Source organism: Nostoc sp. CALU 546, from assembly GCF_048836525.1.
Genome location: NZ_JAWJTF010000050.1, coordinates 1 through 26,227, shown reverse-complemented (window position 1 = coordinate 26,227; position 26,227 = coordinate 1). Strand labels below are relative to the sequence as shown.

At 42.8% G+C, this 26,227-nt stretch carries 24 protein-coding genes; 11 read left to right on the top strand and 13 right to left on the bottom strand.

The window, feature by feature from the left end; all coding sequences use genetic code 11:
* Positions 1–259 precede the first annotated feature (259 nt).
* From RRG12_RS22735 to RRG12_RS22720, 4 genes are all read left to right on the top strand, one after another.
* Entirely contained in the window at positions 260–1,852 is a 1,593-nt protein-coding gene (locus tag RRG12_RS22735; protein WP_069070129.1) for a photosystem II high light acclimation radical SAM protein, read from the top strand.
* 87 nt (positions 1,853–1,939) lie between these two features.
* Positions 1,940–3,328 (top strand): DICT sensory domain-containing protein, encoded by a 1,389-nt coding sequence (locus RRG12_RS22730; protein ID WP_069070155.1) that lies wholly within the window; start codon positions 1,940–1,942, stop codon positions 3,326–3,328.
* Positions 3,325–3,963, top strand: coding sequence for a pentapeptide repeat-containing protein (locus RRG12_RS22725; RefSeq protein ID WP_420758710.1), 639 nt, complete (start codon positions 3,325–3,327; stop codon positions 3,961–3,963). Before RRG12_RS22730 ends, RRG12_RS22725 begins: the two co-directional genes overlap by 4 nt.
* Before the next feature lie 172 nt (positions 3,964–4,135).
* Entirely contained in the window at positions 4,136–4,798 is a 663-nt protein-coding gene (locus RRG12_RS22720; RefSeq protein ID WP_420758709.1) for a hypothetical protein, read from the top strand.
* On the opposite strand, the gene RRG12_RS22715 is transcribed toward RRG12_RS22720, so the two are convergent.
* Complete coding sequence (locus RRG12_RS22715; RefSeq protein WP_420758750.1) at positions 4,765–6,507, bottom strand: IS1634 family transposase; 1,743 nt, start codon at positions 6,505–6,507, stop codon at positions 4,765–4,767. The genes RRG12_RS22720 and RRG12_RS22715 overlap by 34 nt on opposite strands.
* Positions 6,508–6,776: 269 nt before the next feature.
* On the opposite strand from RRG12_RS22715, the gene RRG12_RS22710 reads away from it, so the two are divergent.
* Positions 6,777–6,965 carry a hypothetical protein gene (locus tag RRG12_RS22710; RefSeq protein ID WP_420758708.1) on the top strand — a complete coding sequence of 63 codons (189 nt, stop codon included), beginning with the start codon at positions 6,777–6,779 and terminating at the stop codon, positions 6,963–6,965.
* A gap of 70 nt (positions 6,966–7,035) precedes the next feature.
* Here RRG12_RS22710 and RRG12_RS22705 read toward each other — a convergent pair whose 3' ends face one another.
* The 5 genes from RRG12_RS22705 to clpS form a co-directional block, all read right to left on the bottom strand.
* Positions 7,036–7,419 (bottom strand): type II toxin-antitoxin system VapC family toxin, encoded by a 384-nt coding sequence (locus tag RRG12_RS22705; protein WP_420758707.1) that lies wholly within the window; start codon positions 7,417–7,419, stop codon positions 7,036–7,038.
* Positions 7,416–7,643: a DUF2281 domain-containing protein gene (locus RRG12_RS22700; protein WP_420758706.1), complete on the bottom strand. Its 228-nt coding sequence runs from the start codon at positions 7,641–7,643 to the stop codon at positions 7,416–7,418. The genes RRG12_RS22705 and RRG12_RS22700 overlap by 4 nt, the downstream gene beginning before the upstream one ends.
* Positions 7,644–8,064: 421 nt before the next feature.
* On the bottom strand, positions 8,065–8,568 hold the full coding sequence (locus RRG12_RS22695) for a pentapeptide repeat-containing protein (RefSeq protein ID WP_420758705.1): 504 nt from the start codon (positions 8,566–8,568) through the stop codon (positions 8,065–8,067).
* Between the two features lie 235 nt (positions 8,569–8,803).
* Entirely contained in the window at positions 8,804–9,634 is an 831-nt protein-coding gene (locus RRG12_RS22690) for a CPBP family intramembrane glutamic endopeptidase (RefSeq protein WP_420758704.1), read from the bottom strand.
* Positions 9,635–9,700: 66 nt separating this feature from the next.
* Positions 9,701–9,982, bottom strand: a complete 282-nt coding sequence (clpS, locus tag RRG12_RS22685; RefSeq protein WP_069070124.1) for an ATP-dependent Clp protease adapter ClpS — start codon at positions 9,980–9,982, stop codon at positions 9,701–9,703.
* 305 nt (positions 9,983–10,287) lie between these two features.
* On the opposite strand from clpS, the gene RRG12_RS22680 reads away from it, so the two are divergent.
* A complete protein-coding gene (locus tag RRG12_RS22680) occupies positions 10,288–10,641 on the top strand; it encodes a hypothetical protein (protein WP_069070154.1) in 354 nt (117 codons plus the stop codon).
* Positions 10,642–10,940: 299 nt separating this feature from the next.
* Here the strand turns inward: RRG12_RS22680 and RRG12_RS22675 are convergent, their stop codons facing one another.
* Positions 10,941–11,141, bottom strand: coding sequence for a hypothetical protein (locus RRG12_RS22675; protein WP_069070122.1), 201 nt, complete (start codon positions 11,139–11,141; stop codon positions 10,941–10,943).
* A 472-nt stretch (positions 11,142–11,613) separates the two neighbouring features.
* Here RRG12_RS22675 and RRG12_RS22670 point away from each other — a divergent pair, with 472 nt between their 5' ends.
* The 4 genes from RRG12_RS22670 (at position 11,614) to RRG12_RS22655 (ending at position 18,594) form a co-directional block, all read left to right on the top strand.
* A complete protein-coding gene (locus tag RRG12_RS22670; RefSeq protein ID WP_420758703.1) occupies positions 11,614–11,943 on the top strand; it encodes an STAS domain-containing protein in 330 nt (109 codons plus the stop codon).
* A gap of 150 nt (positions 11,944–12,093) precedes the next feature.
* A complete protein-coding gene (locus RRG12_RS22665; protein WP_420758702.1) occupies positions 12,094–14,820 on the top strand; it encodes a TIGR03960 family B12-binding radical SAM protein in 2,727 nt (908 codons plus the stop codon).
* A 934-nt stretch (positions 14,821–15,754) separates the two neighbouring features.
* Positions 15,755–17,929 (top strand): Rne/Rng family ribonuclease, encoded by a 2,175-nt coding sequence (locus RRG12_RS22660; protein ID WP_069070119.1) that lies wholly within the window; start codon positions 15,755–15,757, stop codon positions 17,927–17,929.
* Between the two features lie 8 nt (positions 17,930–17,937).
* Entirely contained in the window at positions 17,938–18,594 is a 657-nt protein-coding gene (locus tag RRG12_RS22655) for a ribonuclease HII (protein ID WP_420758701.1), read from the top strand.
* A 115-nt stretch (positions 18,595–18,709) separates the two neighbouring features.
* Here RRG12_RS22655 and RRG12_RS22650 read toward each other — a convergent pair whose 3' ends face one another.
* Positions 18,710–19,297, bottom strand: coding sequence for a DUF1997 domain-containing protein (locus RRG12_RS22650; protein WP_069070117.1), 588 nt, complete (start codon positions 19,295–19,297; stop codon positions 18,710–18,712).
* Between the two features lie 434 nt (positions 19,298–19,731).
* Here RRG12_RS22650 and pheA point away from each other — a divergent pair, with 434 nt between their 5' ends.
* Complete coding sequence (gene pheA, locus RRG12_RS22645) at positions 19,732–20,607, top strand: prephenate dehydratase (RefSeq protein WP_069070116.1); 876 nt, start codon at positions 19,732–19,734, stop codon at positions 20,605–20,607.
* Between the two features lie 114 nt (positions 20,608–20,721).
* Here the strand turns inward: pheA and RRG12_RS22640 are convergent, their stop codons facing one another.
* The 5 genes from RRG12_RS22640 to rpsG form a co-directional block, all read right to left on the bottom strand.
* A complete protein-coding gene (locus RRG12_RS22640) occupies positions 20,722–21,369 on the bottom strand; it encodes an LON peptidase substrate-binding domain-containing protein (protein WP_420758700.1) in 648 nt (215 codons plus the stop codon).
* A 212-nt stretch (positions 21,370–21,581) separates the two neighbouring features.
* Entirely contained in the window at positions 21,582–21,899 is a 318-nt protein-coding gene (gene rpsJ, locus RRG12_RS22635; protein WP_008232935.1) for a 30S ribosomal protein S10, read from the bottom strand.
* Positions 21,900–22,086: 187 nt separating this feature from the next.
* On the bottom strand, positions 22,087–23,316 hold the full coding sequence (tuf, locus tag RRG12_RS22630; protein ID WP_069070114.1) for an elongation factor Tu: 1,230 nt from the start codon (positions 23,314–23,316) through the stop codon (positions 22,087–22,089).
* A 23-nt stretch (positions 23,317–23,339) separates the two neighbouring features.
* A complete protein-coding gene (gene fusA, locus RRG12_RS22625; RefSeq protein ID WP_069070113.1) occupies positions 23,340–25,418 on the bottom strand; it encodes an elongation factor G in 2,079 nt (692 codons plus the stop codon).
* A gap of 138 nt (positions 25,419–25,556) precedes the next feature.
* On the bottom strand, positions 25,557–26,027 hold the full coding sequence (gene rpsG, locus RRG12_RS22620; protein WP_069070112.1) for a 30S ribosomal protein S7: 471 nt from the start codon (positions 26,025–26,027) through the stop codon (positions 25,557–25,559).
* Between the last annotated feature and the right edge of the window lie 200 nt (positions 26,028–26,227).

The window sequence follows — 26,227 nt, the reverse complement described above, 5'->3', positions numbered from 1 at the left end:
TCGCCTGGGATCATCACTTAATGAATAAACTCGATGTTATGGTAAAGCTATATGAAAAATGTCTTCATAAACCTCTCTATAGATTCTATGTATGTTTTATGCACAGCAATTTTAGCGTTTTCCGCAGTTGCTAACAGCAGGTTTCTAATACCAACAATCGGCTGAAATGTCAAGCACGATTGTGATAAATAAAACCAAATAAAACAAGCACACACTGTAAGACTAGATGTTTCTCTCGCTTTCTCCACAGATTGGCAAGATGGAAGTTAAAACACAGATGATGGAAAATCGAATTCTTTACGTTCGCCTTCCTTGTAACCCCATCTTTCCTATTGGGGTTGTCTACCTGAGCGATCATGTCCACAAGCAGTTTCCTAATATTGAACAGCGCATCTTTGATTTAGGAACAGTGCCACCTTTAGATTACAGTTCGGCTCTGGATCGCTGTATTGATGAATTTAAACCGACACTACTAGTATTCTCTTGGCGGGATATTCAAATTTATGCCCCAGTTGGTGGACGTGGTGGCAACCCACTGCAAAACGCCTTTGAATTTTACTACGCCAAGAATCCTCTACTGAAACTACGTGGGGGATTGGGCGGTTTGCGAATCTTCATCGCTTACTATGTAGAGTTGTGGCAAAATCAGGGCTTAATCAAACGCGGTTTAAAGCGTGCCCAAAAATATAATTCTGATGCTCGTGTAGTTGTCGGTGGCGGTGCAGTCAGTGTATTTTACGAACAATTGGGTAAAAGCTTACCCCAAGGAACAATTATTTCTGTGGGTGAAGGCGAAACTCTGCTGGAAAAACTTTTAAGTGGCAGAGATTTTCGAGATGAACGCTGTTACGTTGCCGGAGAAACTCAACCACGAAAACGGCTAATTCACGAACAACCCACCCCAATAGAAAAAACAGCTTGTAACTACGACTATATCGAAAGCATCTGGCCGGAATTTAACTTTTACCTGCAAGAACAAGACTTTTATATAGGTGTACAAACGAAGCGTGGTTGTCCTCACAACTGTTGTTATTGCGTCTACACCGTCGTCGAAGGCAAACAAGTACGCATCAACCCAGCAGATGAAGTAGTTGCTGAGATGCGCCAATTATACGATCGCGGCATTCGCAATTTCTGGTTTACCGATGCCCAATTCATCCCCGCGAAAAAATTTATCCCCGATGCTGTAGAACTATTGCAAAAAATAGTTGATTCTGGTATGACAGATATCCACTGGGCAGCATATATCAGAGCCGACAATTTGACACCAGAGTTGTGTGACTTGATGGCGAAAACCGGGATGAACTACTTTGAAATCGGGATTACCAGTGGTTCTCAAGAACTCGTGCGGAAAATGCGGATGGGGTATAACTTGCGAACCGTCTTGCAAAACTGCCGTGACTTAAAAGCTGCTGGTTTCAACGACGTAGTTTCCGTCAATTACTCCTTTAACGTGATTGACGAACGTCCCGAAACCATCCGTCAAACCATCGCTTACCACCGCGAACTAGAACGGATTTTTGGTGCTGATAAAGTCGAACCCGCCATTTTCTTTATTGGACTACAACCCCATACCCATTTAGAAGAATACGCTTTCAAAGAAGGCATCCTCAAACCAGGGTACGATCCAATGAGTTTGATGCCGTGGACAGCCAAAAAACTTCTCTGGAATCCCGAACCCCTTGGTTCATTCTTCGGCGAAGTCTGCTTGCAAGCTTGGCAACAAAACCCCAACGACTTCGGACGCGAAGTCATGAAAATCTTAGAAGAAAAACTGGGTTGTGCTGACTTAGAAGCAGCACTGACAGCACCATTAGAGACGAAAGAAAAACAGTTAGCGGGTGTATCCTAGAAAACACTAAAATGTGGGGAAATTCAGAATTCTGAATTTCTCCCTCTATCTTCCTCAGTGCCTCTGCGGTTATTTTTACCAAATCCCATGTTAGAAGGTTCAATCCTACAACAGCTTGAAGCAGCCCATCGTCATACCACCAGGCCAATTCGATTCGGTGTTTACTACAAAAATACCTTAGTTGCCCTGTGCCACGCTTTAGAAGACCATATCTTAACCGATGACGGTACACCCTTAGTCATTACAGCCTTTCAACAAGGTAAATGGTATCTACAAGAAGCTGATCGATATGCAGACATCGCCCAGTACAGCCGCGAAATTGCGATTATGGCAGCTGCGGAATCTGGCTTTGCTGAACATCCTACCAGCCAGCTACCCAATGTAGACTTGGTAGGATTAGATGCAGGCGATCCGGTGGCGCAAGAGTGGCACTTAATTATTTTATCGTCTAAATACACAGCAATGGTAATTTGTCAAGAATTATCTGAGGCTGATTATGGCAGCGCTGGAGTACCGACATCAGATTTAGAGCGTAAATTTTATGGCTTGTGGACATTTGAGCCAGAGTTAGTACAAGAGACAGCAGAAATTGCGATCGCTCACATCAAAAAATACAATCCAGAATTGGCGGAAAAACTCACAAGCGATAAGCAGCAAATTGTACCGTCAATGGATAGATCCCAAAATTTAGGTGCAGTTGTCTCTCGTGTAGTAGATTATCTCCAGACTGGGCAAGAGAATTTATCCATCCCTACAGCCCTTCAGAAACAAACCCTAGATCGCAACTTGGTTTCTAACGAAATCCAAGCCTTTTTGCGAATGGCGCAACTGATGGATATGGCAGATGTCAACAATCCAATGGCAGCTGCGGAAGTAGTAGTACTTGCTGAAGCGATCGCCCAGCTTTTGGATCTTCCCGCATGGCAGATTAAGAGATTGCGGCTAGCGGCTTTGTTACATCGCATAGATCCATTACAAAATGCCGAAAGTGTCCTGACTTCTGGTAATATACCAACACGCTATCAAGAAGATGCCCCCAGTTGTCCTTTAATACCAGGGGCGCAAGTATTGCGAACTATGCCAAGATTACGAGCAGTTGCCCAAATTATTACTCACCAAAGCGAGTGGTGGAATGGCACAGGGGAACCAGCAGGTTTAGCTGGAGATGAAATTCCCCTAGAGTCGAGAATTTTGGCATTATTGGCAGACTTTCAGTGGCGAGTCAATCAGCGAAAATCGTCAAATCAAAGCCGGGAACAGATATTTACTCAAGCTTTAGATGAGTGCAAACAGCAAGAATCTACGCGCTTTGACCCTAAACTTGTAGATACCCTAGCTTTATTAGTTATGGGTTTACAACAGGGACTCGACTTACCCTTGATGACACCCAAATTCAGCGCCGGCATCTGGATACTTGATTCCCAATGGGATAGCCACAGCAAGATCAGTGAAGAGATTAGTAGTTACTTTACATGAATATTGAAGCCATTAAATTAGGAAAACTCAAACAACTTCCAGGCGCAAATTTAGAAGACGAGGAACTCTCCCGACTGGATTTAAGCCGGATTAATCTTGCTGGCGCTACCCTTGTAGGTGCTAATTTTGCTGGTTCTAAACTCGAAGGTGGACATTTGGAGGGGGCAAATTTGATGGGAGCCAACCTCCAACAAACTGACTTGCGGGCGAATCTGATGGGAGCAAACCTGATGCAAGCAGATTTAACGGGCGCTGACTTGCGGGGTAGTAATTTGCGCGGCGCTAACTTGATGGGAGCCAGACTCAGTGATGTGTCATTGGTGGGTGCTTTCTTGAGTGGTGCTAATTTGATGAACGTCAACTTACAAGGCGTTGATTTGCGCGGTGCTGACTTGCGCGGTGCAAATTTGACAGGGGCAAATCTCAAAGGTGCAGATTTGAGTCGCGCCGATTTGCAAGGGGCTTTATTGAGTGAAGCAAACCTGGAAGAAGCTGATTTACGGGGGGCGAATTTGGCAGGGGCGAATTTGACGGGAGCTAATTTACTTTGTGCAGAGTTAGAAGGTGCAAATTTGAGCGGTGTTAATTTGAATAAAGCCTGTTTGGTGGGTACTGTGGTTGAGACGAGTTTATGAGGATCGCGGAAAGGTGTAGTTTTTTCTCCTTCATGGAACAAAGTTGCAAAGAAATTGTAGGTTGGGTGGAGGCTTTGCGTAACCCAACCTCCTGATATCTGCCCAAAATACTATAGCCCAAATAGCACCTTCTGGATATCAAGTTGCTTGCTCCTCATAAGTCCAATCTGATATGCCAAAACCACAAAATAGTAGAGTCATATTAAAGAAAGACGAAGAGTCTTTGGAAATCATATTTCCCTTACCAGGATTTAGCAAAGTTTATGTGGCTCTAATTACCTTCGGGATAATGTTTCTTATTCCTAGTATAGTCTTGGTTGCAATTCTCTTTGGTATTTATTGGGCTGATTTGTCCTCTAAAATTGTCTTAGTTTTATTCTCTATTCCTTGGGGGATTTTTGCCATAGCAATGTTCTTTATATTTGCTAATTATATTGGCAAGATTTTGGCAAATACACGGCTAGAGATTAATCAGAAAAAAATTTCTTTAATTCAGGAAATATTGGGAGTGAGGATATATGAAGAAAACTCCAATGCCCGGCAAGATATTAACAAGTTAGAACGTATTAAACGCCATATAAAACTTAGTTCTTTATCTGACTATGCACCTGACTACTTAGGTAGCATATATGAATCTGAAATTATTATTTGGGCGGGAGAATCTAAATACAGGATTTCTATATCTTTAGTGTCTGAAGATGAACTTGATTGGTTAGTTACTGAACTAAATGACTGGTTGGGATTACCCATTGTCAAGCCTAATTACTGGACGTTCGCTCATTTTGACCTTGTGAGTGAGAATTATGTCTTACAGGGCTTAAGTTCAAGCTCATAAATGGATTCAGGGATTTTCATCAATAAAAGAATCTGTTTTTGAAGCTGGTTAATAGGGGTAATGAAGACCGTAGAATCAGGGAGGAAGTAAAGAGTTAGGTGACAAAAAGCCTTAAGCATTTGTTCGGCAGAAGGACGAGGAGTTTTTCGTTTGGGATTGCCATCATAAAGACCTTGCAAAGAATCTTCAGCTTGTTGAAGTGCCTGCCTGACAACAAACTCCATAAGGGTAAAAACGCGCAAAGCAATGTTTAATAAAAACATCAAGCCAGTGATTCGGTTTTGATTCTGGAAGTAAATCGGTAAAGCAGGCAAAGAACCCCTTTTAAAGCGATGAAAACCGCGTTCAAGAAGCCATTCGTCTCGGTAATACATTACCGACTCAGATAAAGTTAGCTGTTCGGTAGGTGCATTAGTTACGTACAATCGCCAACCAGCCAAAATTTCTGCTTCAACAATTGCACTATCAATTTTCTCAATTTGGAGTTGAAGCCGTGTCGAAGTAACCTGTTGTTGTAGAGTATTTTTCGAGGGTCGTCCTCGTCTTTGATGGCGAGTTTCTGTTCGTGTTTGTTCTGTAATCGTAGTTGAGAAAAAATCAGTAACGCGATGGCGTTTGAGGATATTCTCAACCTTATAAGTAAGCACATCTAGCTCGGTTCCTGGTTTATTGGCTAATTTCTCCAAGGCAAGTTGAGCTTGATTGATGCGTTTGTTTTGACTATCAATCGCTCCTAGAGCAAGCTTGTGGGAATAAACTACCAAATAGCGTTCGTGCCAACGAACCCATTTATTTGTTTCTGGATTTAACCAAAACTTACCCAACTCAACCTCAAAACCTTTACCAACAGCAGTTTCTTGTTCTTCTTGTTGGGGTAAACGAATATCGATGATTTCTGTTGATGATTGTTTTACCCATTGTTTGAGCAATTGGGGGTTTTGTCCGCTCATTGGCAAGGGAACACAGTAAAATCCTCCATTTAATGCGATGTTGGCACGGGTTGAGATCGAACCAGCCTTACAGTCAGCGATGAAGACAAAATGTTTGTGCCCAATTACTTTTTGTATCTTTTGCCAGGTGGGAAAATATAAAGGGTCATCGGCTCCATTGCCTTCAAGAGTGGCGCTGACTAACGGCATTCCCATCGGGTCGAGCGTTGCTAGTAACTGACGATATTGCAATAAGTCTGGGCGTTTATCTTTGGAGTAGCCATGACGCAATAGATTGTCTTCTAGATGACTTGTGTTTTCATGATTTACACTGAAGCTTGTTGTGTCTGTGCGTGCAATTTTTGTCGGTAATTCGTATGCTCTAATTATCTGCCTTCCTAATTTAATTTCTATTTCTTGTCTAGCAAGTGATTGCTTGCCTAATTCTTCTACTACCCTTCCCAATCTGTCATCACTGACATCTTTGTTTCCTATCGACCACCCCGTTGTCAATTCCAAAATCTTTCGATGTGTTTCTACCCATTCTTCGACTGCACATAACCGATGGTCTGATTGAGTGATTATATACGTTAGTAATAATACACTCAACTGCCCGTAGCTCATTCCTTGGTGGTTTCCGTGCGGCTTCTTCAGTTTTTGGTCGATATGTTTGGCTATCTCTATCTGAGCAAGCCATTCAACTATTAATGGAATATCGTCTATCCGCTCGGAGCTTATTTTTACTTCTGTCTCACTCATCGATGCACCACCACCTGACATCATTCTCTACTCAAACTACCCCCAAATCCACTCTCATCAGGGAGTTGCTTCAAAAATCCTCTTAATCATTACCCCTCAAGGAATTAATTCCTTTGACTGCCTTAAAATCAGCGAACGCACAGTAATTAAATTAAGTTTGTATGTAAAAAAGAACGCGCAAGGTGAATTATGGCGATCGTTTTTATTCCCATCCGAAGGTCACTACTTCGTGGTTTTGCAGTATTCTTAGCTATTGTTAAAATTTTTGCAGATGAAGCAGGTGAAAATTTGTGAGTTTACAAGAAATCATCAAACTAGCAAAGCAGCTTTCAACTGTAGATAAAGTACGTTTGATCCAGCAAATTGCTCCTGATATAGAACGCGAGTTAACAGATAAACTCTCTACTCTTCCTCGCCAATCCTTGTGGGGACTATGTGCTGATTTAGGAAATGCACCTTCCGCACATGAATCGATATAGCCCGTAGTGAAGAATGGGCTAGCTTTCCACGGGAGGATATTTGATGCTACGTGCCGTAACCACTTTTTCATCACCAAACCCGCTGAATATTATAGGCATCAAAAGCCGAATCACGACTAATCAAAACAAGGGAATGATTTATCGCCTGTGCCACCAGAATACGATCAAACGGATCTCGATGATGGAGTGGTAAATAACGGAATTGAACAGTATGGGGAAAGGTAATAGGGAGAATCGTTATACCCGCAGCAATTACTTTAGGTTCAATCTCTTCAAAAGCACCCTGTAGGGATAGTTTTCCAATGTTGAGTTTAATCGCCATTTCCCAAAGACTGGCAATACTAAAGAAAACAGCCTCAGCAGATTCAATTTTTTCTCTAGTTAACACTGGCAGGGTGGCATCATTCGAGACAAACCAGATAAAAGCATGAGTATCCAATAGTAATCTATTCATTCCATATATTCTTTCATATCTTGAAGCGGCTCATCAAAGTCATTAGGCAATGGCAGAACAAACATTCCTTTCATCGTTCCAGCAACGCGACGCTTGTTTGTCTGCTTTTCTTCGGTAGAGTTTTTAACGTGCTTCTCTATCAAAAACTCAATGTAATGAAGCACTTCTGTCTGAAGAGACTCAGGGAGTTCTTCTAATTTTTCTAAAATGACTGGCTGTATCATTGTTTTTTCTCCTTGGCAATTTTTATGAAAAACATCACAGCTATATTTGTTTGAATGTCAAATACATTTTAATACGGTTTGGATAAGCACTTTAATATCATGTCCGCTTGATTACTAGTGTGTATGTAAGCCAGTGCTTATCCTATCAAAGAGGCGATCGCTCAGTTCGCCCTCGTATCCCCAAAGCTAGTACACTCATTAACAATACCCTATCACTCCTAGCAGGGGATTTTTATTCACACCAGTTACCCATGATCCAGTGGTGTAGTGAAGGAATTATCTCAGTCAAAAATGTGGCGTAGGTGCGATCGCGCAAGGTGAATTATGGCGATCGTTTTTATTCCCATCCGAATTTTATGGAGAATTAACAGTAGAGTATTAACTTAATAAACTGCATAATCGAAAAGTATTGATAAATACATCATTCGAGCCAGTCGGGGCCTTTGAAGAATTCACCGTCTGCCCAAAAGGTTTTACAAATCAAAGAACCTTGTCCGGGACTGCTAAAATTTTGGGCTGCTCTAAAGTCGGTTGCAATCAAAATAGCATCATCCATTTCTACCGCATACAAGTCAGCCCCAGTGAAATCAGTACCACTTAAAATAGCTTCGCTCAGGTCTGCATTTCTGAAGTTAGTTCCTATGCAATCTGCACCACTCAAGTCAGCCCCACGCAAATTAGCACCTTCGAGATTAGCAGCATACAAATTTACACACAGCAATCTGGCTCCACTCAAGTTGGCATGACTCAAGTTGCTACCACTTAAATCAACCCTGATCAAATCAGCTTCACTCAAGTCAATTTCGCGCAGATCGACTCCATCCAATGCTGACGAACTGAAGCGAATTCCAGCAAAATCTCTTTCTCCTGCCGCATATCTTTTGAGTAACTTTCGACTGTTGATATTTTCTCTTCTATCTTCCATAAGCTCATTAAATCATTTTTAAATTTACAATCCTATCTTTACTACTCTATTGCCACAGCAATTAAGCATTAATATTAGGACTTACTTACGCACTGTACAATTTAATCATGGGATGCATAATAGCAAAATCAATTAATTTGGTGTGAATACTATTTCCTGTAAATATGTATCAAGATAATTTTAAGAAGATACTAACTGACTCTTTTGCTGCCGTAAAAAACTAACGCTTATCTTATCAGACAAGCGATCGCTCTGTTCTTCCTCGTATCCACAAAGCTAGTACACTCATTAACAACACTCCCATAACTCCTTGTAGGGGATTATTATTCACACCAGTTACCCAATCAGGAACTTGACCAGAATATTTCACTAATTTACCTACATTAATAATGTAGTAACCCCAAACTAAACCACCATGTAAACCAATTGGAAAACCCAAGCGTCCCCTCCGCCAACGCTTTCCCCATACTTGCGTTAACCCCAGTAGTACTAAAGCTGGAAATTGCGGCAGTGTATGAATAATTGCCTCCAAAGGTTTAATAAAGTGCAATGTAGCAAACGCAGTTGCATCTGTCCACAGTGCCACACGCAGACTGTAATCTCGTTGTAACTCATCTAACAACCAGCCTCGGAATAACAATTCCTCAGCAAATCCGATGCCCAAAGCAACAAGTAAACCCTCAAAAACAACTTTCAGCAAAAAAACTTTCGGTTGTTGCCACACCAACCAACCCAACAAACTTTGTACCCCAAAAAGTATCAGAATATTAATTATCCCCAGAGCCAAGCCACGCAGTAAATCCACACCGTTTTGCCGCGTGAATTCTAAGCCATAATGCCTCAGAATTTGGGGCTGCTGGTAGACATATTTACCCCATAGTCTCAGGAGAAAAATAAATATTCCATATAACAATACCAAAGTCAATATACTTTCTAAGTTTGAATCATGCACTAGTAAGTATATTGGTGTAGCAAATGGCAACCATAGCAACAGTAAAGTCAAAATAAAAGCACCCAGCCTAATAGGGGCAGGGCGTTCAGCTAAATGGACAAGGTTTTTTTTCATACCAATGTTAAGTCACCAGTCAATACTCTATATTTCTACTAATGACCAATGACCAATGACCAATGACTATTCATCAGGTTCAATCGTGCTACTTAAACCGTGACTTTTCAATGTTTCGCAATAAAACTCAGCGTGTTCCAGGGCGCAAGTAATGACTAAAGCTAGCCCGTTAGTATGGGCTTCCATCATGATGCTCACAGCTTGGGGTTGGGTAAGGCTTGGTACAGTGGCTATTAGTGACTGTACAACATGCTCCATAGAGTTGTAGTCGTCGTTATGGAGCAAAACGCGATACCGAGGCGCGAGCTTGCGGGTTGTGGAAGGCTTTTGAATAGTTTCAACTGACACGGCTCTTTGCTCTTTTCTCGTTACTTCACTACAACAAAATCTCTGTTTTGCGATCGCTTAACAGTCGTTTACCTATTCTATAGTATTTCTGCTCAGATACTATGCTAGGAAAACTCTTTGCTGCCAGGGATTGGTTGTATTAGTTTTGCGTAGCCACTTGTGAGACAGATGTCTAAGACATGGCTGCCATAAGAGTGCTACCCTAATTTTACAGAAGCTTTCCTTAACGTAGCGCATTTTCACTTTTAAGATTAAGGAAGTTGCAAAATAATCCTTGCCCCTGCCCAAACTGCATAATGATAGACATGAGCCTAGATTTTCTTCAACCGGGACAAATTGTGTCTTTAAAGTATGGCGACAGAAATTTGTATGCAGAAGTTATTCAATTTGTAGTTTCCCGCCAGCTGTGCTGGGTGCGTCCTTTATTAATGGTCACGTGGACTCAAGAATCGCCGTTAATTACCGATTTGCGAGATGCATCTGACTTGCTTTGGCCTGCCAATTTATTTCGACCAGCTTTAGATACAGAAGTGATTACCTTCTTGAGCCAACTTTTAGCAAAAGAACCAAAAACTGAACCTGACTCAGTAGCCAAACAGCAACTCAATCAGTTTATTCACCAACTTTGGCAAGCATACCAAGATAGTTCTGAGTGCTAAGTGCTGAGTTTTTTACTTAGCAATGACTGGCGATTTACTATGAATGCACGATGTAGAGGTTCATTATCAAAGTTTACGCCACCTTAAATATTTAAATAATTAGCCTCATAGAAAAGTTTTTAAGTCAAGAATCTCTCGTCATAAACAAGTTTCATGGCTCTTTTTCAATCCCCATTACAAAACTTAATTACGTTAGCGTAACGGTAGCGAGTCTACTTATCCTTACAGAGAAGCAAGCTATCGAGAGCTTCTCTTAGAGAGAGAGCATCATGACGACGAATTACGAATTACAAATTATTTTAAAATCCCAGGCTAGGAACCAACTGGACTCGTCCAGCATCCATCTCTGCCATTAATAATTCTAAGGCTTCGTAATCAACATCAGAAATGTAACCAAGTTCCGTCAGTTCTGAGTTTATTTCATTTTCTATCTCAGGAGTTAGTTTTTTAATGTCAAGAGCTTTTTCTACCAATTTACGAATAGCGTACTGAGTTCTCATAAGTAATAACCCAACTGTAATATGATACTAATCATCCCAGATCAGTCTCAGTATAAAGAGTGATCCAAATACTAACTTGCTAGTGATATATATCACAATTTAATTAGTTAGATAGATAATTCGCTATGACTTTCCGGTATACCATTAGCAACGCTAAAGTGGGAGATTTAACCTACCGTTAAGACTTGGCTAAATTAGCTCTAGTTATAGACTAGGCAAGGTTTCTCAGCATAGTTACTGATAATTTGTCTGCTCTATGGCTGTCTATAGTTGATTGTTTTTGAACTGAGATAAAAAAAAAGTATATATAAACACATTTTAACCTGGAATTATAACAATCTTTAAACAGACATACTAAACCAATAAAGATTCAGCAAAGAGAGCTAAGACGTATGGTCGATGCAACAAAATAGAGTTTATGTTCAAATAATCTTTAGCTTGACGCTTCGACAATTCTCAACAGGATGTAACTATGCAAGCAGTGCTTAACTATCCCAAGATTGCAGTTATTCGCCCCCAAGGGTGTTTGAATGCTGCAAACGCCTTGGAATTTGAACGAGATATGACCACAGCGTTGGCACAAAATGGTATTTCCATCTTGGTAGTAGACCTAGCAGCAGTAGAATCCTTAGACAGTGCGGGGTTGATGGCATTGTTATCTACACACAAGCTGGCTCTTACTTTAGGACGGAGTTGCCAGCTTTGCGCTGTTGCTCCAACAATTAGAATTATTTTTGAACTGACGCAACTCGATAGGGTATTTGAAATATTAGACGGTGAAGCCGAGTTGTCCCAAATATAAATTTATGTAAAATCACAAAGGTTCGGGAAATTTAAGTGGAGTTTATGTAAAGGAGTTGTAAGTTGCAACGATAAACTCTGTTAGAAGACCTAATTCAATGCTAAGGTTGGGATTGAGTAGCTGTAATTAAGGTAGCTAGAAGATAGCACAGTGGTTGTTGCAGTTGAAAGATTAATAACGTCGGGTATTTCAAAACCAGCTCGTTACTTGGGTAACGAGCTGTTAGCAGTACATAAACCTTGGGATACGACAGCAATACATTGGGTTTTAACATACCCGGAAGTGTATGAAGTCGGTGCATCTAATTTAGGGCACATCATCCTTTATAACATTTTGAATGCCCAACCACGTCAATTGTGCGATCGCGCCTACCTCCCAGGAAAAGACCTGGCAGACAAACTACGCGAAACTAATACGCCATTGTTTGCGGTAGAGTCAAAGCGATCGCTAACAGAATTTGACATTTTAGGCTTTAGCCTCAGTTACGAACTGGGTGCAACTAATATCCTCGAAATGTTGAATTTGGCTGGAATTCCCTTGACGTGGAGAGAGAGGCAGGGGAGCAGAGGAGCAGAGGGGCAGGGGGGTAGGGAATCTACCGATACCCAGTCCTCATTTCCGTTGATTTTCGCTGGTGGGCAAACAGCGACATCAAATCCTGAACCTTACGCTGACTTTTTCGACTTTATCGCCCTTGGAGATGGAGAGGAACTACTGCCAGAAATTGGTTTGGTATTGGGAGAAGGCAAACAAGCAGGATTAAGTCGAGAACATCTGTTACTGGATTTGGCACAGATACCAGGCGTATATGTGCCTCAGTTTTACGACATGGCAAAGGATGGCTCAGTTCATCCTTGTCGCCTAGATGTGCCGAAGCGAATTCTGCGAAGGGTGGCAACTCCCATACCAGCATATTCCATTGGTTTAGTTCCTTATGTAGAAACGGTGCATGACCGTTTAACCATTGAGATTCGACGTGGTTGCACTCGTGGCTGTCGCTTCTGTCAACCAGGAATGCTGACTCGACCAGCACGGGATGTAGAACCCGATAAGGTTGTAGAAGCAATTGAACAGGGAATGCGGGCAACTGGTTACAATGAGTTTTCTCTACTATCTCTGAGTTGTTCTGATTATTTGTCCCTACCAGCAGTGGGGATGGAAATCAAAAATCGCTTAAAAAATGAAAACATTTCTCTGACTCTACCAAGCCAACGGGTAGACAGATTTGATGAGAATATTGCCAACATCCTTGGAGGTACGCGCCAAGGTGGACTAACTTTTGCTCCAGAAGCTGGTACTCAGCGGATGCGAGACATCGTAAATAAGGGTTTGACGAATGAAGAATTGTTGCGGGGAGTAAAAACCGCTTGGGAGCAAGGCTGGGATAAAATAAAGTTGTATTTTATGATTGGCTTGCCGGGTGAGACAGATGCTGATGTTTTGGGCATTGCCGAAACAGTAAGCTGGCTACAGCGAGAATGTCGAGGTAAGGGTAGAAAACCCCTAAACTTTAACCTGACAATTTCTAACTTTACGCCCAAGCCCCATACACCATTCCAGTGGCACTCAGTTTCTACCGCTGAATTTAAGCGTAAACAAAACTTGTTACGGCAAGAATTCCGCCGAATCAAGGCAGTGAAGGTAAATTTTACTGATGTCCGCATTTCGGCAATGGAAGATTTTGTGGGACGAGGCGATCGCAATTTGAGCAAAGTCGTCCGCCGTGCCTGGGAATTGGGAGCAGGTATGGATTCCTGGTATGAAAATTTAGATCAAGCTTTTAGTGCTTGGGGGTCTGCGATCGCCCAAGCCGATCTAGATTGGAAATACCGTCAAATAGAGAATGGTGAATGGAATTTATTTCATGTCCAAGAGCAGAAGAGATCGAAAGATGCGGAAAATGACCAATTCTTAACTCCTAACTCCTCACTCCCTAGTACAGACACGATTAATCGCGTCCCTCCCCACTCCCTCGATATTCCCCTGCCTTGGGATCATATTGATACCGGGATTGACAAAAAGTGGCTCCAAGAAGACTTGCAACGTGCCTTAGAAGCTGCAATTGTACCCGATTGCTCCTTTGAAGGTTGTTCTCACTGTGGCGTCTGTGGCACAGACTTTGGGCATAACATCGTGATTGAATCACCTGCTATCCCACAATTCGCTGGTGAGTTTGTCCCCAACACAACAAAGGCGCAAAGACTGCGACTTTGGTTTGGTAAACAGGGTAACATGGCTTTGATGAGTCATCTGGATTTAATTCGTCTCTTTGACCGAGTTGTGCGGCGAGCAGGCTTACCAATCGCTTTCACTGGTGGATTTCATCCAATGCCGCGGATTTCTCTAGCAACTGCTTTGGCTTTAGGGGCTACTAGCAGCGGTGAAATTGCAGATTTTGAGTTAACTGTGCCAATGGAAATTGATACTTTCCAAGAACAGTTGGCTCGTGAAATGCCCACAGACATACCTATATATAATGTGGAGCAGATAGATTTAAAAGCTAGTGCCGCTACCCAACTGCTAGAGTCCGCAGAGTATTTGATTACTGTAGCAGCACTTGCAGAAACAACACCCATACAATGGCAAAACTGGATTGATACAATCAAAGCGAAAGAGGAACTTTGGTACGAGCAAATAACTAAGTCAGGCAAGAGCCAGTTAATAAATCTGCGCGATCGCTTATTTGAACTGGAATTAGTAGAAACCTCCAATAGCAAAGCAGAATCTATGTCATCTGTGATCCGTTATCTAGGTAGCTATCGCCAGGACGGTTTGCTGTTGCGTCCTGAACAAATTCTGTTTATGCTAGAGACAGTGGCTAATGTAGAATTCCAACTCCTACACATCCACCGCAATCGGCTAATTTTAGGGGTATAATCCCTGTAGGGCAACTTGCTAGTAGTTGTCCTAACATTGCATTTAATATGAATTGATTTTTAGCAAGGTTGCGTTAGAATGGGTTGAAGAGAAATTTTCTGGCGCTGCATTGAATTAGCTGGTTCACTACCCTGGTATTCAGGGGGCGAAAGCAAAGATATTAGAGTGCAACTTCTAGGATTTTATCCCAGACAAACAAAAAGCAGATTAAAGAATGCACACTCTCTCTATAGCTACCTTGTGAATCAGTAACTAACAGCAGGCTCGGTTAGCTTCTCCAAATTCATGCTTTTGAAACAACTGCTGAATGTCTAATCCACGTAGTGCCTAAGAGCTAGTGCATTACTTTTTAGAGTTAAAGCAACTGCTGTCGGTTATGCCGACTTGTAGACTTTCACAGACGCGCAAAGCGCGGCTTGTCTTAGGCTAGAGCGGCTCAAGGCAGGGTAGCAACTGGCGCTGCTGAGTATAACCCTAAGATAAATCCGGGGAATGGAAAATAGAAATAGTTTCTTTTTCTTCACGAATTCAGTAGGTTACTATCAAATGAAGCGTCCTGAGTTAAAATGCTCACTCAGGATTTAGAACTTTCAACTCAGAACTCTCTTAATTGAGGGTATTGCATCACAAATCAACCACGGACGGTTGATTTAATTGCTTAAACGATATGCAGCCGTTCTGGAATAATCAGCCGTGGAAACGCTCTTAAGAGCGCCAATAGCTATTTAACTTAGAAGCTCAGATTTGCGATTTTTATTATCAGTAGCGCCTTTTGAGGGTTGTGAGGGCAGCAAAAGTATAATATCAAACCGAGAAAATACTAATAATTAAAACTGATGCGGAGACGCAGGGAGTTTTGAATTACAAGTAATTAACCGGACTTGATACAACAAACCTCAAACCTGTAAGTGCTGCCAATTTTTGAGGAAATTGAATGCCGAAACAAATTATCATCGCGGAGCAGCACCAAATTGCTGCGGTTTTTTCTGAAGATCAAATACAGGAACTCGTTGTTGCTACAGGTCATCATCAAATAGGTGATATCTACTTAGGAGTAGTAGAAAACGTCTTGCCTGGGATAGATGCGGCTTTTGTCAATATAGGCGACCCAGAGCGCAACGGTTTTATTCACGTCACCGACTTGGGGCCATTGAAGCTCAAGCGTACCGCAGCGGCAATTACAGAACTACTTGCACCACAACAGAAAGTTTTGGTGCAAGTAATGAAAGAGCCAACGGGGACAAAAGGGCCCAGACTCACGGGTAATATCACCTTACCTGGACGCTACGTAGTACTGATGCCATACGGTAGGGGCGTAAATTTATCCCGACGAATTAAAAGTGAAAGTGAGCGCAACCGCTTACGGGCATTAGCGATTTTGGTCAAACCGGCGGGAATGGGTTTGCTTGTGCGTACAGAAGCAGAAGGCAAACCCGAAGAAGCAATTATGGAAGATTTGGAGTTGCTGCAAAAGCAGTGGGAGGCCATTCAGCAGGAAGCCCATTCTACCCGTGCTCCAGCACTGCTCAACCGAGACGATGATTTTATTCAGCGCGTATTGCGGGATATGTACGGCGCGGATGTAAATCGGATTGTCGTAGATTCCAGTACTGGTTTGAAACGCGTCAAACAGTACTTGCAGAATTGGAGTGGTGGTCAAACACCGCAGGGATTGTTGATTGACCATCATCGCGATCGCTCCCCAATTTTAGAATACTTCCGCATCACTGCTGCCATTAGAGAAGCTCTGAAACCAAGGGTAGACTTACCTTCTGGAGGTTACATCATCATCGAGCCGACGGAGGCATTAACCGTAATCGATGTTAACTCAGGTTCCTTCACGCGATCGGCAACAGCTAGAGAAACAGTTTTGTGGACAAACTGCGAAGCGGCAACAGAAATTGCTCGCCAGTTGCGTCTACGGAATATCGCCGGAGTGATCGTTGTTGATTTTATCGATATGGAATCGCGACGTGACCAATTACAAGTTCTCGAACACTTTAATAAAGCACTCAAAGCAGACAAAGCTCGTCCCCAGATTGCCCAACTTACTGAACTGGGTCTAGTAGAACTGACTCGCAAACGTCAGGGTCAAAATATTTACGAATTGTTTGGTGAAACTTGCCCAACCTGTGGTGGTTTAGGACATACCGTGCGTCTGCCTGGAGAAATCGAAAACCGATTACCGATACCGGCAGAGACACCAGAGCGCGAACGTTTTGTATCCTTACCTCACCGAGAACCACGTCAGCCATCTGCCCGCACCCCTGAACCACGAGAAACATACGATGGATTTGGGGAAGCATTTGACGGCGACTCGGAATTGAGTAACCTAAATCTGATCAATCATCCTAGTTATCAAGAGCTTAATGATAAGCGTCGTACCCGCACTCGCCGCAGTCGCATTGGTGTCAATGGGTTAAACGGGAAAGATGAAGCTCGGGTTGTTCCCAATCCACTGGCTTTTGTCAACGAGCCAGACTTAGACCTTGATATGGAACCAGAACTAGGAGTTGCACCAGAAATTCCCTCACCCACCCTTGGTAAACCAGGTTGGAGTGAAAGAGTAGAGCGCACTAAAATCATCAAGGCAGAACCAGTTAAACCAGTGGTAGAACCACCGGAGATTAGAACTGTAGAAATGAGCCTCCAAGAACAGGATATGTTTGCCTTGATGGGCATATCTCCCTTGGTGAAGTTAGAGCAAGAGGTTAAAAATACCAAGTCTGTGATTATTAATGTGATTCAGCCCGGTCAATTGCCAACGACCCCAACTGAATCAACCTCAGAATCAACTATTGTCCAAAAAGCAATACCTGAAATAACCGCTATTGTCCAAAAGGCAATACCTGAAATAACTCCTATTCCACAAAAAGCAACACCTGAAATAACCGCAAGCAAAATACCGACACCAAAAGTTATTGAACCAGAACAAAAATCTTTGATCGAAGAGACAACTGAATCACCAGAGTTAACTGTGAAGCCTTCGGGACGCTTGTCTGCGAAAGCCGCAGCCGCGAACGAGATCGCAGATGAAAGCGAAGCTAATAGTAGCGCTACTGCCAGCCGTCGCCGCCGTCGTCGTTCCTCAGCGATCGAGGATAATTAATTTGCTTTATGGTAGAAACATCGCCAACGCCTTTGGAAAAATCCACTTGGCTAGAGTTTTCTAGCTTGTCAGGGATTCCAGGGTTGGTTGCAGGTGTGGATGAAGTAGGGCGAGGTGCTTTATTTGGCCCTGTGGTGGCGGCAGCAGTGATTCTACCAGATCACGCTTTGCCAATACTAATGGCAGCTAAAATTAAAGACAGTAAAAAGTTATCTAGTTCTCGAAGAACTCAGCTAGCGCAGCAAATTTGCGAGCTGGCTATAGACTGGAAAATTGGATTTGCTTCTACTGCCGAAATTGACAAGATAAATATTTTGCAAGCGACGCTATTAGCAATGAAGCGGGCTGTGCTGAAGTTAAAGGTACAGCCTGAAATTTGCTTGGTTGATGGCAATCAGTTGATAAAAGACTTGCTATTGCCACAACAAACAATAGTTAAAGGAGACGAGCGATCGCTTGCTATTGCTTCTGCTAGTATTGTTGCTAAGGTTTGGCGTGACGATTTGGTACTGCGTCTGGCATTAAAATACCCTATGTACAACCTAGAAAGTAACAAGGGTTATGGTAGTCAGCGGCATTTGCTGGCTTTGCAACAATACGGGCCTTCGCCTCTGCATCGTCAGTCTTTTCGTCCTTGCCAAATCAAACGCCTGAGTGTTGAGTGATTGAAGAAGAATACAGAATACAGAATTCAGAATTCAGAATAAATTAGTCGGGGATTCAGTCGTGCCACTAATTACAGAATTAAATTTTGACTCCTGAATTCTGTTTGTTAAAAAATTACTCAGCATTCAGGATTGGCAATTCATTACTATCACCATCAAGTTCTTTATCTTTGGTTTGTGATATCACCCAGTAGCGATAATCCGCCAAAAGTTGATTTAATAACCGTTGTTTGACCGACAACAGCACACTTTTAAGCAGACCATTTCCAGTAGCTTCTAAAATCGGCTTAGGCGTGAAGGAAAATGGCGGCGGGAAATCCACCAGCACTTCTAAATCAGCTTTTCCTTGCAGGCGAGTGCCAGTGCTAAACTCTTTGGGAGACAAATAGCCTTTTAAATTGAGAGCAAAGCGCTGGTTAATATACTCGAAACCCAGGATTTCACAACCTAGCGATCGCAAATAAATTATTCCATTTGATTCTGCCCAAACTCTCATATCCACAGTAGGTTGAATACTTAGTGACATAAAAGTTAGTGGGCGCATTTTCAAGCGAAATACCTCCTCAGAAACCTGCTGAATCCGGCTATTGTCAACCAAAGCCTTAACTAGACGTTGAGGCTGACGCAAGTAGTGCTGAATGGGAATAGGCTGCTCTGGAACAGCGATTTCAACCGATTGGGAGGCAGTAAACCGGGTAGCCATGAGCGAATAAAAATATCTGTTTCTTAATTTTAATATTTTTTAACAACTTAGTTCTGATTATGAGAAAAGTATAAAATTTATTGACCATAAAAATGATTGTTGTTTCTCAACTATCCATCATTAGCAAAAAGTTGGTACTCCCATTACTATCTTTAGTTCAATAAATATACATTAGGAATTGACTCTTGACACAAAAATCAAAATGTGCATCATTTTTTATACAGAAACTAATATAATTCTTTTGAAATCTTCAGAGAAATTTAGCAAAAAAACTGCCAGGAAATCTATCTGAAAAAAGACTGATTTCCATGACTTGTTTTCCTGGATACATATTTCTGTCTATTTCTTTAGTGCGTAAATTTTAGATATATTTGCCAAGACGAAAATACCATACCTCTATTTACTGATTAAACTCGTAACTTAAGGCTAAAGGCATGACTCTATCCATCGCACATTTAGGGCCTCCTGGCACTTACGCAGAACAAGCAACTATTTTTTATGTCAACTGGTTGAGCAAAAGTACGGGAATTGAAGCTATATTATGCCCTTATCCCAGTATTTCCCAATCACTACACGCCGTTGCTGATGGTCAAGCCCAGTTGGCTGTTGTGCCAGTGGAAAATTCTATTGAAGGGAGTGTAACCACAACACTGGATACACTCTGGCAATTAGACAGTCTGCGAATTCAATTGGCTTTGGTATTACCCATTGCCCATATGTTAATTTCCTGCGCGTCTAATTTAGATAAGATAAAAACTGTTTACTCTCACCCGCAAGCTTTGGCACAATGTCAGGGATGGTTAGAGCGGTTTCTGCCGACTGCACAAATTATTCCCAGCAATTCTACAACCGAAGCATTACAGCGATTAGGGCAAGATACAACAACGGCAGCGATCGCTTCTAGTAGAGCTGCTCAACTCTACAAATTACCCATACTTGCTAGTTGCATTAACGACTATCCAGAAAACTTTACTCGTTTTTGGGTAGTCAGTCATGGCGAAGCTAATGCTGGATACCAGACATCAAAAGCGTCTGCTAGTCACACATCGCTGGCTTTTAGTATGCCTGCCAACACACCGGGAGCACTAGTCAAGCCTTTGCAAATATTTGCTCAACTAGGAATTAACCTCAGCCGAATTGAATCTCGTCCGACGAAGCGATCGCTAGGCGAATATTTATTTTTTATGGATTTAGAAGCGGATGCCAAGGAGGCACAGATGCAATCTGCTTTAGCAGAATTAACTACCCACACAGAGATTTTAAAAATTCTTGGTGCTTACAATGTTTTATCGATCAGCACTGTTACTTGAGAAGTTAAGAGTTATCAGTGATTCAGTTAGGGAATATAAATTATAAGTTGCCAATCTTTTATTTTTTGTTATTTCTTCCTAATTCCTAACTCCTCACTCCTAATTTTTAACTCCTCACTTTTCATTAAATGTGTCTTTGAGAACAGCACGAGCTGCTAAGTGATTACGAGTAGAGGTCAAAATTTCTGCTTCTCGCTCTAGACGAGTTGCAGTATCTTGCATTTCTAGCAAGAGCTGCTGCTCTGGAGCGACACCGTAAAGGTTACTAGCTACCCAATAAGATAACTCTGTTGGTAGGTCAGGCAAATCTTCTGGCAGTTCGATATTTTGTTCAGTTAACTTGGCTGACAAACGCACAACATCTCGCAGTAGTTGTTCTACTTCAGAAGATAAAGGTCGCAAATCTTTAGTAGGTGGTTGGTCTTCAATCCACTCTACTAAGCCAACACGGTATGGCTTCTCACGAACATATTCTAATACACGAAATCTTTGCTGTCCTAAAGTCAACATCTTGATCCGATCATCTGGCAGCCGTTGGTGATGAATAATTTCAGCACAGCAACCTGTGCTTGCAATTGTACCCTTGACTGGATCGAACATCAAAACACCGAACCTGCGATCGCTCTCCAAAATCGTGTTCATCATGATTCGGTAGCGAAATTCAAAGATGTGCAGGGGTAATGGCCTTGTAGGAAACAGAACTACTTCGGGTAACGGGAACAGAGGTAGTTCGCGAACTGCAATTTTAGAAGATGATGTCATTGTTACCTTAGTATAAACTTAATCTTTAAAATTTTCCTTTTCTCTGCTTTTCCCGTATTTTGTCTACATTCTATCATTTGTTTCCTAGCTAAATAAAAGCCCTGAGATATATTTCTTCAGGGCTATGTAAATATTAATACTAATGTAATTTGTCTTTTGTCCTTCGTCCTTTGTCTTTTCTGATGACAAATGACCAATGACTAATGACTAAATTAAAGTTTGACTTCGATATCTACGCCCGATGGTAGATCCAATTTCATCAGGGCATCAATAGTCTTAGAAGAGGGTTGGTAAATGTCAATAATCCGGCGATGAGTACGGGTTTCAAAGTGTTCCCGTGAATCTTTATCTACGTGAGGCGATCGCAACACACAATAGATCCGGCGTTTTGTTGGTAAAGGAATTGGGCCTATGGCTGTAGCGTTGGTGCGGTTAGCTGTGTCTACAATCTTCTCGCAAGATGTATCCAATAAGCGCCTATCAAAGGCCTGTAAACGAATTCTAATCTTCTGCTGCTGTAGAGTTGCCATCTTTAATTTTCCAGGTTCTGCGTAATTAGGGGAGTATTTACAGGTTAAAGGTTACAAGTTATAGGTTACAGAAAACTATTGCCTGTCCCCTGTAACCTATTACCTTATTTATAGGGGGAAGAGAAAGGAGCAGAGAGGCAAAATAAATACCATCTCTGCTCCTTCGTTATGAGCAAAAAGGTGCTTGCTACTTGATAATTTTTGAAACGACACCAGCACCGATGGTGCGACCGCCTTCGCGGATAGCGAAGCGCATTCCTTGTTCAATAGCGATCGCGTTGATCAATTCTACTGTCATCTTGATGCGATCGCCTGGCATCACCATTTCTACTTCTTTACCTTCATCGGAAGTGTAGGCTTTGATAGTACCAGTTACATCGGTTGTCCGCACGTAGAACTGGGGACGGTAGCCAGCGAAAAATGGAGTCTTACGACCACCTTCTTTTTCTGTTAGGACGTACACCTCACCTTCAAATTCATTATGAGGTTTAATTGAACCTGGTTTGGCAATTACCATACCCCGTTCAATATCAGCCTTCTGGATACCCCGAAGTAGTACGCCAGCGTTATCTCCAGCCATACCTTGCTCAAGACTCTTCTTGAACATTTCAATCCCAGTTACGGTAGTAGCACGAGTATCTCTGATACCCACTAGTTCAACGTTATCGCCAACTTTGACTACACCCCGTTCAATCCGACCAGTGGCGACAGTACCACGACCTGTGATTGAGAACACGTCTTCTACAGCCATCAAGAAGGGTTTATCAACATCCCGCTCAGGTGTGGGGATGTAAGAATCTACAGCATCCATCAGTTCATAGATTTTATCTACCCAAGGATTTTCACCACGTTGGGTCTTGGGATTCTTGGTCATTGCTTCCAGAGCTTGCAGACCAGAGCCTTTGATAATAGGGATATCATCGCCAGGGAAATCGTAGCTAGAAAGCAGTTCTCTAAGTTCTAGTTCTACTAGTTCCAAGAGTTCTGGGTCATCCATCAAATCTTCTTTGTTCAAGAAGACAACCAGACTGGGAACGCCTACCTGTTTTGCCAACAGGATGTGTTCGCGGGTTTGGGGCATAGGACCATCGGTAGCAGCAACTACGAGGATACCTCCGTCCATCTGAGCAGCACCGGTGATCATGTTTTTCACATAGTCAGCGTGTCCTGGACAGTCTACGTGAGCATAGTGTCTATTTGCAGTTTCATACTCTACGTGAGCGGTATTGATGGTAATACCCCGTGCCTTTTCTTCTGGGGCATTATCAATTTGGTCGTAGCCTTTGGCTACAGCCTGACCCATCGCTGCCAAGGTCATGGTGATGGCTGCTGTCAAGGTAGTTTTACCGTGGTCAACGTGGCCAACTGTACCGATATTAATGTGGGGTTTATTCCTTTCAAACTTTGCGCGTGCCATGAATACTCATTTCCTTATTTTAACTAAGCGTTCCCTTTGCTTTTTGCAATGATAGTTTCAGCTACGCTGCGAGGCACCTCTTCGTAGTGGCTGAACTCCATCGTGAAGATACCCCGACCTTGCGTTTTTGACCGGATATCAGTGGCGTAGCCAAACATGGTCGCCAGTGGAACTTTGGATGCGACCTTAGCAAGTCCCTGTTCGGTGCTTTGGCTTTCAATCTGCCCTCGGCGGGCGATGAGGTCGCCAATGACGTTCCCGATATAGTCTTCAGGAACTTCAACCTCAACTTTCATCATAGGCTCTAAGAGGACGGGTGAAGCTTTCAGCACAGCCTCTTTCATCGCCATTGAGCCAGCGATTTTAAAAGCCATTTCCGAAGAGTCTACATCGTGGTATGACCCATCAATTAGCGTCGCTTTGACGTCAATTAACGGATATCCAGCTAGAACACCGGATTCGCAGCTTTCTTTCATCCCTTGTTCTGCGGGGCCAACATACTCTTTAGGTACTGAACCACCGGCAATTTTGGAGACGAATTCAAAGCCAGTACCGGGATCTCCAGGCTCCAAATTGATCACAACGTGACCGTATTGACCTTTACCACCACTTTGGCGAATGAATTTGCCCTCAACTTTGTTCACAGCTTTCCGAATTGTTTCTCGGTAAGCTACTTGGGGCGCACCTACATTCGCTTCCACCTTAAATTCTCGTAACATCCGGTCTACTAGAATTTCTAGGTGTAGCTCTCCCATCCCCGCGATCACGGTTTGGTTTGTTTCCGGATCGACGCGGACACGGAATGTGGGGTCTTCTTCGGAGAGAGATTGCAGAGCCTTGGACAACTTGTCCATGTCGTTCTTGGTTTTGGGTTCAACCGCCACGGAGATTACAGGCTCAGGAATGAATAGGGATTCCAGAATTACTGGCGATCCATCATCACAGAGCGTGTCACCTGTCAAGGTGTCTTTCAATCCCAGAGCTGCTCCTAAATCACCCGCTCGCAGTTCATCGACATCTTGCCGATCATCTGCCTTCATTAGAACTAAGCGGGAAATCCGTTCTTTTTTATTCTTACTAGCGTTGAGAACGTAGCTGCCCTTTTTCAGGACACCAGAATAAACACGAACAAATGTCAGGCGACCGTAAGGGTCAGCCATAATCTTGAATGCCAGAGCTGCTAGAGGTTCGTTGTCATCAGCCCGCCGCTCAACAGTATCGCCATTTGGCAGTAAGCCTTGAATTGGCGGTACTTCACTTGGCGCAGGCAGGTAATCGACAACTGCATCGAGCATCAATTGCACGCCTTTGTTTTTGAATGCCGAACCGCAAAGTACTGGTACAATTGTCCCCGCAATTGTGCCTTTACGCAGGGCAGTCCGAACTTCCTGTTCTGTAAGTTCTTCTCCCTCGAAGTACTTAGCCATCAGAGCATCATCGGTTTCTGCCGCTGCTTCTATTAGCTTGGTGCGGAATTCGTCTACCTGAGCTTGCAATGCTTCGGGGATATCAGTTTCCTGAATATCGGTTCCTTGGTCATTAGCGTAAATATACGCACGTTGCCGTACTAGGTCAACAATACCTTGGAAGTCGTTTTCACTACCAATTGGTAGTTGAATAGCGATCGCATTCGCCCGCAGGCGATCGCGGATTTGCTCGTGAACTTTATAAAAGTTCGCTCCGGTGCGATCCATTTTGTTAATAAAGGCTATCCGAGGAACTTTGTAGCGTTCTGCTTGCCGCCACACTGTCTCGGACTGCGGTTGCACGCCGCCCACAGAACAAAATACCGCGATTACACCATCCAACACACGCATGGAACGCTCAACTTCAATTGTGAAGTCTACGTGACCCGGAGTATCGATAATGTTAATTTGATGATCTTTCCAACTGGTACTGATTGCAGCGGCAGTAATGGTAATTCCTCGCTCCCGCTCCTGATCCATCCAGTCTGTGACGGCAGTTCCTTCATGAACTTCGCCAATTTTATGAATTATCCCAGAGTAAAATAATATTCTCTCTGTTGTTGTTGTTTTGCCCGCATCTATATGCGCCGCAATACCAATGTTGCGTACTTTCTCTAGCGGGATCGTGCGTGCCACAGCTACCTCCTATAGTTTTTGCCTCATGATATCTTGTATATTACTCTTTGTTAAGATTCTATACTTTTACGGAAAACCGTCTTTGTTTTGTAAATCCACGATATACCGCTTCGGCAAGGCGATATATCGCTTTTCTACTTAGTAACGATAGTGTGCGAATGCTTTGTTAGCTTCCGCCATCCGGTGCGTTTCTTCACGTTTCCGAATGGCATTGCCAGTCTCATTGGCAGCATCCATCAACTCATTTGCCAGTTTGCTTGCCATTGTCCGGCCTGGTCTAGAGCGGGAATATTGCACTAACCAACGCAGTGCTAGGGTAGTGCCCCGTTCTGTACGCACTTCCATTGGTACTTGGTAGGTTGCTCCACCTACTCGTCGAGCTTTTACTTCTACTAAAGGCGTGGCATTTCGCACTGCTCTTTCAAAGGTTTCCAAAGCACCAGCACCAGTGCGTTCCTCAATAGTTTTTAATGCATCATAAACAATACGTGCGGCAAGTGATTTTTTGCCATGACGCATGATCCGTCTGATAATCATGCTCACAAGGCGACTGTTATATACGGAGTCAGACGGAACTGGGCGCCTTTGAATAACACCACGACGAGACATACTTCACCTTTAATTCGGAATTGGCAACGAAATTATATGCTATCAGACACCGGAAACTAAAAGCTGTGGAATCCAACCCTCAGACTTTCTCAATTTTGTTTTCGACTGTTGCAGCAAGGCTGACCTGTTGACTGCCGATTTTGGATTAGAGTTTTTGGTAAATGTTCCGACCACAAGGATTGGAAAAAATCAAAAGTCTT